This is a genomic window from Sphingopyxis sp. LC363, assembly GCF_000756385.1.
Taxonomy (GTDB): domain Bacteria; phylum Pseudomonadota; class Alphaproteobacteria; order Sphingomonadales; family Sphingomonadaceae; genus Sphingopyxis.
Window position 1 is genome coordinate 14,185 of record NZ_JNFC01000019.1, and the last position, 11,340, is coordinate 25,524.

The 11,340-nt window shown below is 66.0% G+C and carries 11 protein-coding genes; 5 read left to right on the forward strand and 6 right to left on the reverse strand.

What is annotated here, in order from left to right; translation table 11 throughout:
• Nucleotides 1–3: 3 nt before the first annotated feature.
• Genes FG95_RS08555 through FG95_RS08565 form a run of 3 tightly spaced genes read right to left on the reverse strand, consistent with a single transcriptional unit; the run spans nucleotide 4 to nucleotide 2,470 of the window.
• Nucleotides 4–729 (reverse strand): serine acetyltransferase, encoded by a 726-nt coding sequence (locus FG95_RS08555; protein ID WP_037555302.1) that lies wholly within the window; start codon nucleotides 727–729, stop codon nucleotides 4–6.
• Entirely contained in the window at nucleotides 729–1,292 is a 564-nt protein-coding gene (locus tag FG95_RS08560) for a polysaccharide biosynthesis/export family protein (protein ID WP_037555304.1), read from the reverse strand. The genes FG95_RS08555 and FG95_RS08560 overlap by 1 nt, the downstream gene beginning before the upstream one ends.
• Entirely contained in the window at nucleotides 1,289–2,470 is a 1,182-nt protein-coding gene (locus tag FG95_RS08565) for a glycosyltransferase (RefSeq protein ID WP_052182222.1), read from the reverse strand. Before FG95_RS08565 ends, FG95_RS08560 begins: the two co-directional genes overlap by 4 nt.
• A 183-nt stretch (nucleotides 2,471–2,653) precedes the next feature.
• Here FG95_RS08565 and FG95_RS08570 point away from each other — a divergent pair, with 183 nt between their 5' ends.
• Nucleotides 2,654–3,814 carry an acyltransferase family protein gene (locus tag FG95_RS08570; protein ID WP_037555305.1) on the forward strand — a complete coding sequence of 387 codons (1,161 nt, stop codon included), beginning with the start codon at nucleotides 2,654–2,656 and terminating at the stop codon, nucleotides 3,812–3,814.
• A complete protein-coding gene (locus tag FG95_RS08575; protein ID WP_037555306.1) occupies nucleotides 3,811–4,140 on the forward strand; it encodes a hypothetical protein in 330 nt (109 codons plus the stop codon). Before FG95_RS08570 ends, FG95_RS08575 begins: the two co-directional genes overlap by 4 nt.
• A gap of 5 nt (nucleotides 4,141–4,145) precedes the next feature.
• Here FG95_RS08575 and FG95_RS08580 read toward each other — a convergent pair whose 3' ends face one another.
• The 3 genes from FG95_RS08580 to FG95_RS08590 are packed head-to-tail and all read right to left on the reverse strand — an operon-like array spanning nucleotide 4,146 to nucleotide 7,736.
• Nucleotides 4,146–5,339, reverse strand: coding sequence for a glycosyltransferase family 4 protein (locus FG95_RS08580; RefSeq protein WP_052182223.1), 1,194 nt, complete (start codon nucleotides 5,337–5,339; stop codon nucleotides 4,146–4,148).
• Nucleotides 5,340–5,373: 34 nt separating this feature from the next.
• Nucleotides 5,374–6,387, reverse strand: a complete 1,014-nt coding sequence (locus FG95_RS08585; protein ID WP_037555307.1) for an NAD-dependent epimerase/dehydratase family protein — start codon at nucleotides 6,385–6,387, stop codon at nucleotides 5,374–5,376.
• Nucleotides 6,384–7,736 carry a UDP-glucose dehydrogenase family protein gene (locus FG95_RS08590; RefSeq protein ID WP_037555308.1) on the reverse strand — a complete coding sequence of 451 codons (1,353 nt, stop codon included), beginning with the start codon at nucleotides 7,734–7,736 and terminating at the stop codon, nucleotides 6,384–6,386. Before FG95_RS08590 ends, FG95_RS08585 begins: the two co-directional genes overlap by 4 nt.
• A gap of 311 nt (nucleotides 7,737–8,047) precedes the next feature.
• On the opposite strand from FG95_RS08590, the gene FG95_RS08595 reads away from it, so the two are divergent.
• The 3 genes from FG95_RS08595 (at nucleotide 8,048) to FG95_RS08605 (ending at nucleotide 11,340) form a co-directional block, all read left to right on the forward strand.
• Nucleotides 8,048–9,316 carry an aldehyde dehydrogenase family protein gene (locus FG95_RS08595; RefSeq protein WP_052182224.1) on the forward strand — a complete coding sequence of 423 codons (1,269 nt, stop codon included), beginning with the start codon at nucleotides 8,048–8,050 and terminating at the stop codon, nucleotides 9,314–9,316.
• A gap of 68 nt (nucleotides 9,317–9,384) precedes the next feature.
• A complete protein-coding gene (locus FG95_RS08600; protein ID WP_037555309.1) occupies nucleotides 9,385–10,323 on the forward strand; it encodes a hypothetical protein in 939 nt (312 codons plus the stop codon).
• Nucleotides 10,324–10,482: 159 nt separating this feature from the next.
• On the forward strand, nucleotides 10,483–11,340 hold the full coding sequence (locus FG95_RS08605) for a UTP--glucose-1-phosphate uridylyltransferase (RefSeq protein WP_037555310.1): 858 nt from the start codon (nucleotides 10,483–10,485) through the stop codon (nucleotides 11,338–11,340).

Consider the following 11,340-nt stretch of genomic DNA (forward strand, 5'->3'; position numbering starts at 1 on the left):
CGATCAGCGGTGCTTCGTCCGCGACCCGTGGAACGCGCCTTCGCATGCGGCGAGCAGCTCGGGCGGGGCGAGGCGGTTGATATAGCCCGCCGATCCCTGATCCGAGAGCAGTTTTGCCGGAATACCGCCGACCACGCCGCGCTCGGGCACGTCCTTCGTCACGACCGCATTGGCGCCGATCGCCGCCTCCGCGCCCACGGCGATGCCGCCGATGACCTTGGCGCCCGACCCCAGAAAGCTGCGGTCGCCGATCACCGGGGCGCCGCGCCGGCCGCCGCGGTTCATATAGCCGAGCACGACGCCGTGGGTGATGTTGACATTGCTGCCGAGCACCGCGTCGCCGTGAAAATAGAAGCCGCCGAAACGGTTGAGGAACAGCCCCGGCCCGATTTCCATATATTCGGGGATCGCAAAACCATATTTGTAGCGCGCGCGCAGCAGCAGCCACTTGGCGAGTGGATAGAGACCGAAAGCCTTGGCGGGCTTCAGCTTGAGCCAACCGGTCGTGCGCATCAGCACGGTGTATTTATATCCGGGAGTGAAGGCATAATGCCGCGCGAAGGCGCCGAAGCCGGTGCGGCCGGCATAGCGATAGAGGTCAGCGGCGAGCAGCGCCTTGAGCTTCGCGAAGCTCACCGGGCAGCCGCGCAGATGCGGCTTGCCAGTCTCCTCGGAAACGGGCTCGTCGAACGCCGGAGCGGGGGCGAGCGATGCGCTGGCCAGGTCCATCAGAAATAACGCTCGCCGAAACGGATCGTGTCGCCCGGAAGCACCGGGAAATCGGCGGTCATCTCATATTCGCGCTCGCCGGCTTCGCCCGCGCGTTTCAGGAAGACGCGCTTTTCGTTGGCGCGATAGGTGAAACCGTCGGCCTTGGCGACGGCACCGCGGATGGTGAGGCCCTGCGTATAGGGATATTCGCCCGGCTTGTTGACTTCGCCGAGCACATAGACGGGCCGGAAGCTCGCGACCTGGACCGAGACCTTGGGCTCGAGCAGATAGCCGTCGCCGAGCTTCGCTTCGATCGTCTTCGACAGCTCGTCGGTCTGCAGCCCGGCCGCCTTGACCTCGCCGATCAGCGGGAAGGCGATCGTGCCGGCGGGGGAGACTTCGAAGTCGCCGGTGAGCGTCTCTTCGCCATAGGTTGCAATCTTGACCTTGTCGCCGGGCGAGAGACTGAACGCCTCGGCGGGCGGCGGTGCGGCGCCGCTGCCGGCGAGCGGCGACTGCCCGGCGCACGCGCCGAGCATTGCGAGCGTGCCTGCCAAGGCGATCTGCTTAAGCCATTTCATGAAACCACTCCCGGACTTGATGCTGCAATGTCTTTGAATTCGGTCCCCGTGCGGAATCCGGCGAGCGCCGCCTCGATCCGGGCCCAATAATTCGCCGCGGCCTGTTCGACGCCATAGGCAAGCGAACGGGTGCGCGCGCGCGCGCCGCATTCGCTGCGGTGCGGCTCGGCGAGCACCCGGCGCAAGGCGGCGGCGAAGGCTGGCACATCATCGGTCGGCACCAACGCGCCGGCATCGACATCGATCCCGCCGCCGATCGTCTCGCGCGGCCGGTCGGCCAGAATCTCGGATGGGCCGGAGGCGCAATTGGTCGCGACGACGGGCACGCCGCACGCCATCGCCTCGACCAGCCCGTTCGGGAAACCCTCGGCGTTCGAGGGCATCGCATAGGCCTGCGCGCGGGACACCACCGCGAAAGGGTTGGCGACGAAGCCCGGCATGTCGACCCGGTCCGCGATACCGAGCGACGCGGCGAGCGCCTCCAGCGCGCCGCGCTCGGGTCCTTCGCCCAGGACGACGAGGCGCTCCGGCGGCGCGGCCTGGGCATAGGCGCGCAGCAAGAGCGGAAAATTCTTGTTCGGCATGAGCCGCCCGGCCGAGACGATATAGGGATCGGCAGGCACGAAGGCGGGCGGTTCGGCGGCCAGTTCGGCGATGCGGCGATGGTCGACCGGATTGGCGATCGCCGACATGCGGCTGCGCGCGACGCCGAAATTGGCGGCAAGATCGTCGACGACGCCTTCGGACACGGCGATGACATGCGCGGCGCGCGGATAGACGAGGCGAACCATCGCCTTGGCGGCAACGGCACTGCCAAGATGGGCGCTGGTGTTCACCCGTTCGCTGATCAGCCACGGCCGGCGGCGTCCCGCCATCGCCCAGGCGTTGGCGATATTGGCGCGGGTCAAAAAGCTGAGCGCCGCATCGGGCTTGAGCCGTCCGGCGAGCGCGCGCAGCCCGGTCAGGCTCGGCAGCAATTTATGCCGCGCGTCGAGCTGATGGGCCGCGACCCATTCGGGGATGTCATAGGCGCGCGGTTCGTCGTCGAGCAGCGCGAGATGGATGTCGTAGCGCGCGCGCCACGGCTCCGACCCGCCGAGCAGGGTCGCCAGCACGCGCTCGGCGCCGCCGCCCGCAAGCGAGTTGATCGCGAACAATATCCGCTTTCGGTGCAGCATGATTCCTCGTTGAAGCTGGTGCGGAATGCGCCTTGGAAGAACCCTTACCACGCCGAATTGTTGCAGTGCACACAGGCGCGCCCGCTTCATCGCCCGCGGGGGGCATTTGGCCGATTCGAGCGGGTTTCGCGCCGGGATGGGTCTATTACCGGCGACACCGATGAACGTTTGCGGAGATATGTAATGGACATTCGGCGCGTCGAGTGTCTGGACGGCTTGCGCGGCGTTGCGGCGCTCTGGGTGCTGCTCGGACACATGATGATCCTCACCGGTTTTCGGCTGCCGCTGATGAGCAAGCCCGACCTGGGCGTCGACCTGTTCATCCTGCTCTCGGGCTTTTTGATGATGTTTCAGTACCGGCTGCGCGCGGGAAGCGAGGATTGGACCGCGCCCGGCACCTGGGCCGCTTTCTGGACGCGGCGCTTTTTCCGGTTGGCGCCGCTTTTCTATGTGACGCTTGCCGCCGCGCTGATTGCAGGACCGGCGATCTATGAGGGCCGCGTCGCGATCGACAGCTTCCTCGGCCAGTCGCTGCAGCCGTCCGAACGCTATCTCGACGGTAGTCTCACGAACATCGCGCTGCATCTGAGCTTCCTGTTCGGATTGCTGCCCGACTATGCCTTCCGCACCCCGCTGCCCGACTGGAGCCTCGGGCTCGAGATGCAATTCTACCTGCTTTTTCCTTTCCTCATACTGCTCGGACGGCGGTTCGGCTGGATCGCGTCGGCGTTCGTCGCGGCCGGCGGCGGGGTGGTCATCGCGCTGCTCGCCGGGGCGGCGGGCCTCGACTATCCGATGCCGTCCTTCCTGCCATTGAAGCTCCAGCTTTTCCTCGCCGGCATGCTGCTCGCCGCCGGTGCGGGCGAAAGCTCTGCGCGGCTTTGGATGCGCCTCGGCGCGGCGATGCTGCTCGCCGCGATCCCGATCGGCGGCGATCAGGATCTGCTCCATTTCGCGGTCCGCGAACTGCTCGTCTTCGGCTTTTTCGCGCTGGTGCACCTGCGTTCGCTCGGCGTCATCGACTGGATTTCGCGGCTCTTCGGTAGCCGGCCCTTCTACTGGCTGGGCGAGCTTTCCTATGGCACCTATCTGATCCACCTCCTGATTCTGCAGCCCGTCGCGGCGGCGGTGATCGGACGGTTCGGCACCGGACTCGGCGCGGTCGAGCGCTTCATCCTGACCGGCGCGATCGTTGTGCCGGCGACCTATTTCCTTGCCTTTGTGACCTACAGGCTGGTCGAGCTGCCGGGGCAGCGGCTCGGGAAGGCGGTCATCAAACGAGCCGTCGGACGCGGTACGCCGCGCGCACATCAGACCGTTCCCGAAAGGATCGCCGCGCCGTGACGGCCGATTCGCCCTGCTATCCCGATACCAATGGAGATTATCCGATGGACCGACGCGCATTGCTGACGGCGATTGCCGGCGCCGCCGCCGCCGGTGCCTGCACGCGGCGCGACGACGATGGCGCCGGGACCGACCGCGCCGGCCGCCCGACGCTGGCGATCGATTCCGAAGGGCCGGGGCGCTGGCGCATCCGCAGCTGGCAATGGCGCGCGAACGCGTGGCGGCCGCGGATCGCGCGGGCGCGACGGGCCGGCGGCAAGATCGAAATAGACGGCGCGATCGATGCGGCCGACCGCGCCGAAGTGATCGCTCGGCTTCGCGCCTAAGCGTCCTAACCTCTCGCCGGCCCCGGGGTGGTGGAGGGGCGTGGGACCGGTCGGCGCGGCGCAAGCGCATCACGGTAGATTTCGAGCGTTTCCGCCGCCGCCCTGTCCCAGCTGAAACGCGCGCGAACAGCGTCGCGATCGACCTGGAAGTCGGCGCAATCGGCGTTTAGCCGCGCGATAAGTTCAGCGACGTCGCCGACCGCGAAATAATTCACGGGATCGAGCCCGATGTCGAGATTGGCCGGAATGTCGCTGAGCAGCATTCGCGCGCCGCAACTCGCCGCCTCCAGCGCCGCGATCGGCAGACCCTCGTGATAGGAGGGCATCACGAAGAGGGCACAATGCTCGTATAGGCATTTCAGCGTCGCGCGCGACTGGACGCCCGCAAAGATCACGCGGTCGCTCGCGCGTTCGAGGAGTTCGCGGGCATATTCGCTTTCGTGATCGGCCGAGCCTGCGATCACCAGCTTGGCGGTGCAGTCGGACCGTTCATAGGCGTCGATCAGATCGTGCAGGCCCTTTTCGGGGACAAGCCGCGCGACCGCGAGGAGGAAGTCGCCGTCGTCGATTCCCAGCCGCTCGAATATCAGCGCGGGATCGGCATCGCCGGGCAGGTCGGACGTGCCGTTGGGGATATAGGCGACCCTTTGTGCGCGCTGCGGGAAACTCTTGCGCAATTGCGCGGCGAGCGAGGGGGAAACGGCGATGACCCGGTCGGCGAAGTTCAGCGCCAGCCATTCGCCGGCGCGCAGCGCGCCGCGCGCGAGCGGGCCCCATTTGGCGCGGTGATAATCGGTGCCGTGGTGCGTCACGACGACCTTCAGGCCGAGCAGCCGCGCGACGGGCGCCAGCAGGCCGGGACCGATCGCATGGATATGGACGAGCCCGGCGCCACGCTTGCGCGCCGACAGCACGGCGAGAAAGGTCGACACGATCGCTTCGAAATGCTGCGAGCGCGGGCAGGGGATGCCGACGATCTCGACCCCGCGATGCTCGCTTGCGGGCTCGGGCAGATATGGCGCGCGGCCGAGCACGACCGAGCGGTGGCCGGGCCACAGCGCCTTGATCCGCGGCAGCAGTTCCTCGCAATGGCTTTCGATCCCGCCCATAACATGCGGGAAGCCGCGCAGGCCCGTCACGCAGATGGTGGGCGACCCCGACCGGTCGCCGGAAGACATGTTCGTCCGTTGCAGCATCATAAAACTCCAAAAGCGCCCCGCCGGATTTCCCGGCTCAGGCCACCGCTGCCATCGGCCCTCTTCCACCATTTTCTATTTCATTGAGATACCAGTCGACGAACCGCTCGATCCCGCGGGAAAGCGGCACCTTCGGGCTGTATCCGGTAAGCGCGTTGATCGCCGAGATGTCGGCATAGGTCGCGGTCACATCGCCGGGCTGCATCGGCCGCATCAGCTTGACCGCCGGCCGGCCGAGCGCACGCTCGAGCATCGCGATCATGTCCATCAGCCCGACCGGATTGCAGTCGCCGATGTTGAGCAAACGATGTTCGCCGCCGACCGGCGGCCTGTCGAGTACCCCGACGACACCATCGACGATATCGTCGATATAGGTGAAGTCGCGCGCCATCCGGCCCTCGCCGAACACCTCGATCGGCTGGCCGAGCAATATCTTCTGCGCGAATCCGTAATAGGCCATGTCGGGCCGACCCCACGGGCCATAGACGGTGAAGAAGCGCAGCCCGCTGAGCGGCAGTTTGTAGAGCGTGGCATAGCTCTGGCTCATCAATTCGCAGCTGCGCTTGGTTGCGGCATATAGCGAGACGGGCGCGGTGCAGGGTTCGTCCTCGCGGAAACCCGCGTCGCCGATCGGACGGTCGCCATAGACCGAACTCGACGAGGCGTAGACGAGATGCTCGATAGTGCCCGCGTGGCGCGCCGCTTCGAGCACCGCGAGATGCCCTTTGAGATTGCTGTGCTCATAGGCGAAGGGGTTTTCGAGGCTGTAGCGCACGCCCGCTTGCGCGGCGAGGTGGACGATGCGGCGAATGCCGTTCGCCTCGACCAGCTCGCTGACCAGCCCTGGGCTGGCGATGTCGCCGTCGATCAGCCGGAAACCCACATTGCCGGCCAGCCGCGCGGTGCGCGCTTTCTTCAGCGCGACGTCATAATAGTCGGTGAAGCTGTCGAGGCCGATCACGCGCTCACCGCGCGCGAGCAGCCGTTCGGACACCGCATGGCCGATGAAACCGGCGGCGCCGGTGACGAGAATGGGGCTGTCGTCAGTCACGCCGCGCGCCTTTCGCTCGAACCTTCGGCATCCTCATCGGGATTGCCCGGCCGCCCGATGCCGACATAGCGCAGGCCCGCCGCCTCCGCCTGTGCGGGGCGATAAATATTGCGCAGGTCGACGAGCAGCGGATCGGCCATCGCCGCCTTGAGGCGCGCGAGATCGAGCGCGCGGAAGGCATCCCATTCGGTGACGATCACCGTCGCCGCCGCGCCTTGCGCCGCGGCATAGGCGGAGGCGGCATAGTCGACATCGCTCAGCACGGTCCTGGCCGCGTCCATGCCCTCGGGGTCATAGGCGCGCACCTTGGCGCCGGCATCCTGCAGCGCCTGGATGATCGCGATCGAGGGCGCATCGCGCATGTCGTCGGTATTGGGTTTGAAGGTCAGACCGAGCACCGCGACGGTGCGGCCGCGAACCGGCCCGTCGATCGCCGCGAGGATCTTGCGGCCCATCGCGCGCTTGCGCTGCTCGTTGACCGCGACGGTCGCCTCGATCAGCCGCAGCGGCGCGTCGTGGTCCTGCGCCGTCTTCATCAGCGCGAGCGTGTCCTTGGGAAAGCAGGAGCCGCCGTAGCCTGGTCCCGCATTCAGGAATTTGCCGCCGATCCGGTTGTCGAGCCCGATGCCGCGCGCGACCTCCTGTACATCGGCGCCGACCTGTTCGCACAGATCCGCCATCTCGTTGATATAGGTGATCTTCATCGCGAGAAAGGCGTTCGCCGCATATTTGATCAGCTCGCTCGTGCGCCGCCGGGTGAAGACGATCGGCGCCTTGTTCAGCGACAGCGGGCGATAGACTTCTTCCATCGGCGGGCGGGCGCGTCCGTCCTCGATACCGATGACGACGCGGTCGGGGCGCTTGAAATCCTCGATCGCCGCGCCTTCGCGCAGGAATTCGGGGTTGGAGGCGACGGCGAACTCGGCCGCGGGATTGCATTCGCGGATGATCCGCTCGACCTCGTCGCCGGTGCCGACGGGGACAGTCGACTTGGTGACGATCACGGTGAAGCCGCTCAAGGCCCCGGCGATTTCGCGCGCCGCGCCATGGACGAAGGAAAGATCGGCGTGGCCATCGCCGCGGCGGCTCGGCGTGCCCACAGCGATGAACACGACGTCCGCGGCGCCAACGGCTTCGGAAAGCTCGGTGGTGAAGTCCAGATTGCCCGCTGCGACATTGCGCGCGACGAGGCTGTCGAGCCCGGGCTCATAGATGGGAATGCCGCCGGCGCGGAGCCGGGCGATCTTGTCCGCATCCTTGTCGACGCAGGTCACATGATGGCCGAAATCGGCAAAACACGCGCCCGAAACGAGCCCGACATAGCCGGACCCGATCATTACGATACGCATTACGCGTTGCTCCCTATTTATATGAAGGCGATTATGCTGCGCTTGCGAACAATCATCCCGGATAGCCCTCGCCCGTCAACTTGGCAGCTTTGAAAAGAGGCAATTCGGAGGCGAAGCGAATGCGCCCGCAATTCCGATTCAAAATGGGGCAGAATTAAAAAAGCGAGAGAAATTTAAGGAGATAACTCGCGACTTCGCGCAAACGAAGATCGAGCGCTTTGGATGCGATGCGACGAAACGTTTCGACTTGAACTTGCCACGCGTCGGCGCGGGACTAGAAGCTGGATACGATAAGCTGTGGGAAGGGCAGGATGCTGGAAGCGCAACGCGCGGCATTTTTCGCCGACCTGCCGGTGTCGCTGGCGGTTCGCCGCGACCGGTTGGGGCGAGCGATGCTGATGATCGAAGAAAATGCCGATGCGCTGTGCGCGGCGCTCGCTGCCGATCAGGCGAATCAGGATGTCGAGTCGGCGAGGCGCTCCGAAGTGGTCCCGGCATTGGCGGTGTTGCGCGCGGCGCGAAACAGCGTCGGGCAATGGATGCGCCTCGAAACCGATGGCCGGTTGCTTGCGCGGCTTTGGGGCGGCGGCGACTATGTCGAATATCTGCCGGTCGGCGTGATCGGAATATCGGCGCCTGCCTCGCTGGCATTGCTCCAGGTGGCGACTGTCCTCGCCGGGGCATTTGCCGCGGGCAATCGGATAATGCTGAAATTTGATACCGCCTCGCCGCGACTGGGCGACCTGATCGACCGGCTGGCTGCCGGCTTTTTCGATCCGCTCGAATTGGCTGTCGCTTCGGACGCGGCCTTTGCGGGGCGCGCATTCGATCTGCTCGTAACCAGCGAACAACAGGGCGACGGCATGATGATCGCGCGCTCGGGCAAGTCGCCGGTCATCTTCGGGCGCTCGGCCGATTTTGCGCGGGCTGCGGACAAGGTGATCGCGGACAAGCGCGTCCGGGGCGGACGGGTGCCGCTGGCGCCCGACTATCTGCTCGTGCCCGACGAGCGGGAAGAGGCGATCGCCGCCTGGCTGTGGCGCGCGGCGATGCAGCCGGCCGCGAACGAAGCGGCGCCGACCGCTGCCGAGCAGGCGCGATGGACGCGGCTGCTGGACGACGCGCGCGCGCGCGGAGGCGAAGTGATGACCGCACGCCCGCGGGGGACGGAAATGCCGCTCCACATCGTCCGCCATGCCAGCGAGGACATGCTGGTGATGCAGGAGGATGTCGAGGGGCCGATCCTGCCGTTGTGCAATTATGCCCGGATCGAGGACGCGATCGCCACGATCCACCGTCGCGCGCCGCCGCATGCCATATATTATTTCGGGCGTGACGGCGCCGAGCGCCGGCATGTGCTGGGGCGCACCCTGTCGTCGGCGATCACGATCGACGGGCGGGCGCTGTCTCCGGTTACGGCGGGCGCGGGCATGACGCTCAATATCGGCTCGGGGGAAGCAGGCTTTCGTCGGTTCAGTCGAACCCGGCGCGTCTGCCGCCCGCCTTTCTTCGGTCTCGCAACCCGGCTCGCGATCAAGGGCGGCGACGATCTTTCCGGGCCGGAACCCGCGCTGCACTGATCCCGGACACACCACGCCGCGCCGCATCGCGCTCGCTCTTATTCGCGCCGACCGCCTAACGCCGCCGCATGGCCGACATGCCCTCCCGCCGCGTTGCGAGCGCGGTTCAGATCGCCGCGAACGGCGAGCCTGTCTATGTCGTGCGCTCGGATGCCGCCTATCGCGACGTGCGCGCCCGCGATGTCGGCAACGGCCTGTTCGTGATTCGCGAACCGGTACGCAATGTGCGGATTTCCAACGTCAGGGTGGCAAGCGGTTATCGCGTCATCGAAAATACCGCGGCGCCCGGCGTGGAGGCCGCAGGCTGCGTTGGGCTGCACGTGCGCGGGGCGAAGGCGAGCGATCTCGAACGCAGCTTTGCGCGTATCCGCTATGACAGCCGCGATGGCGTGATCGAGGATGTGAGCGCGAGCGGCAGACTTACGACCGGTTCGACCGATCTTCCGGTCGGCATCGGATTCGCCGACACGGCGCATGATTTCCGGATCGAGCGCTGTTCGATGCGGGGGTTTCAGTGGAAACGCCGCGACTCGCAATATTGGAACGGCGACGGCTTCTCGACCGAGCGCGGCAATGCGCGGTTCCTGTTTCGGCAGTGCGCCGCCTGGGACAATAGCGACGGTGGGTTCGACCTGAAGTCGACCGAGACTTTGCTCGACGATTGCACCAGCGGCCGCAACGCGCGCAACTTCCGGCTCTGGTCGAGCATTCGCGCGACGCGGCTTATCAGTCTCGATCCGATCAAGATCGGCGGAATCGGCGACACCAACCATTTTTCTATCATGGCGCCGACAGGCGCGAACGAGCCGCTGGTCATCTATATCGAGCATCTGACGGTGAAGAGCGATCGCGGCTGGCCGATCTTCGACGTTCATAACGGACCCGCCAGGATTATCATCGGCTCGCACGATATCCAGGTGCCGCGCGGAACGCAGCTGGTCCGCTCGCGAGGCGGGGGTTCGGTGCCGGGCGGGGTATCCTTCAAGGGCGAGCCGCCGAAGCTTTGAAATAGCCCCGACGCACTTTGGACACGCTTCGACGCCGGGCTCTTGCTGCAATGCAGCGTAAAGGCGCAAACCGCGCCCGTCAGCACGTGGCGATCGTGTCTGGCAAGCCGAATACTGGTTTTTTGGGGGGGAACCCAGTGACCAGAAAAGGGTGGAAAAATGCGAAAGATACGCAAGGCCGTGTTCCCCATTGGCGGCCTTGGAACCCGGTTTCTTCCGGCGACCAAATCCATGCCAAAGGAAATGCTGCCGGTCGTCGACCGGCCGCTCATTCAATATGCCGTCGACGAGGCGCGCGAGGCGGGCATCGAACAGTTCATCTTCGTCACCAGCCGCGGCAAGAGCCTGATCGAGGATCATTTCGATCACGCCTTCGAGCTTGAGGAAGCGATGGCGCGGCGCGGCAAATCGCTTTCCGCGCTCGACGGCACCCGCCCCTCGCCGGGCGATATTACCATCGTGCGGCAGCAAGAGCCGCTCGGGCTCGGCCACGCCGTCTGGTGCGCGCGTCGCCTTGTCGGTGACGAGCCCTTCGCCGTGTTGCTGCCCGACGATTTGATGGTCGGCGAGCCCGGCTGTCTCAAGCAGATGGTCGAAGCCTATAACGACCTTGGTGGCAATCTGATCTGCACCGAGGAAGTGGCGGCAGACCAGACGCATAAATATGGCATCGTCACCCCCGGAGCGCAGGCGGGGCCGATCACCGAAGTGAAGGGGCTGGTCGAAAAGCCGGCGCCCGATGTCGCACCGTCGCGGCTCGCGATCATCGGCCGCTATATTCTCCAGCCCGAGGTGATGGACGTGCTCGGCAGTCAGGAGGAAGGCGCGGGCGGCGAGATTCAGCTCACCGACGCGCTGGCGCGAATGATCGGCCAGCAACCCTTCCACGGCGTCACCTTTGCGGGGACGCGCTATGACTGCGGCGACAAGAGCGGTTTCGTGACTGCGACGCTCGCGCTCGCGCTCGGCCGTCCCGATATCGCGCCCGCGGTCCGCGCTTTCCTGGCTGCCGCGTGA

Coding starts and splice junctions, on each gene's coding strand:
- FG95_RS08570 (WP_037555305.1), top strand. CDS start 2,654: ATGGACATTCGGCGCGTCGAGTGTCTGGACGGCTTGCGCGGCGTTGCG.
- FG95_RS08560 (WP_037555304.1), bottom strand. CDS start 1,292: ATGAAATGGCTTAAGCAGATCGCCTTGGCAGGCACGCTCGCAATGCTC.
- FG95_RS08590 (WP_037555308.1), bottom strand. CDS start 7,736: ATGCGTATCGTAATGATCGGGTCCGGCTATGTCGGGCTCGTTTCGGGC.
- FG95_RS08600 (WP_037555309.1), top strand. CDS start 9,385: ATGGCCGACATGCCCTCCCGCCGCGTTGCGAGCGCGGTTCAGATCGCC.
- FG95_RS08565 (WP_052182222.1), bottom strand. CDS start 2,470: ATGCTGCACCGAAAGCGGATATTGTTCGCGATCAACTCGCTTGCGGGC.
- FG95_RS08580 (WP_052182223.1), bottom strand. CDS start 5,339: ATGATGCTGCAACGGACGAACATGTCTTCCGGCGACCGGTCGGGGTCG.
- FG95_RS08555 (WP_037555302.1), bottom strand. CDS start 729: ATGGACCTGGCCAGCGCATCGCTCGCCCCCGCTCCGGCGTTCGACGAG.
- FG95_RS08605 (WP_037555310.1), top strand. CDS start 10,483: ATGCGAAAGATACGCAAGGCCGTGTTCCCCATTGGCGGCCTTGGAACC.
- FG95_RS08595 (WP_052182224.1), top strand. CDS start 8,048: ATGCTGGAAGCGCAACGCGCGGCATTTTTCGCCGACCTGCCGGTGTCG.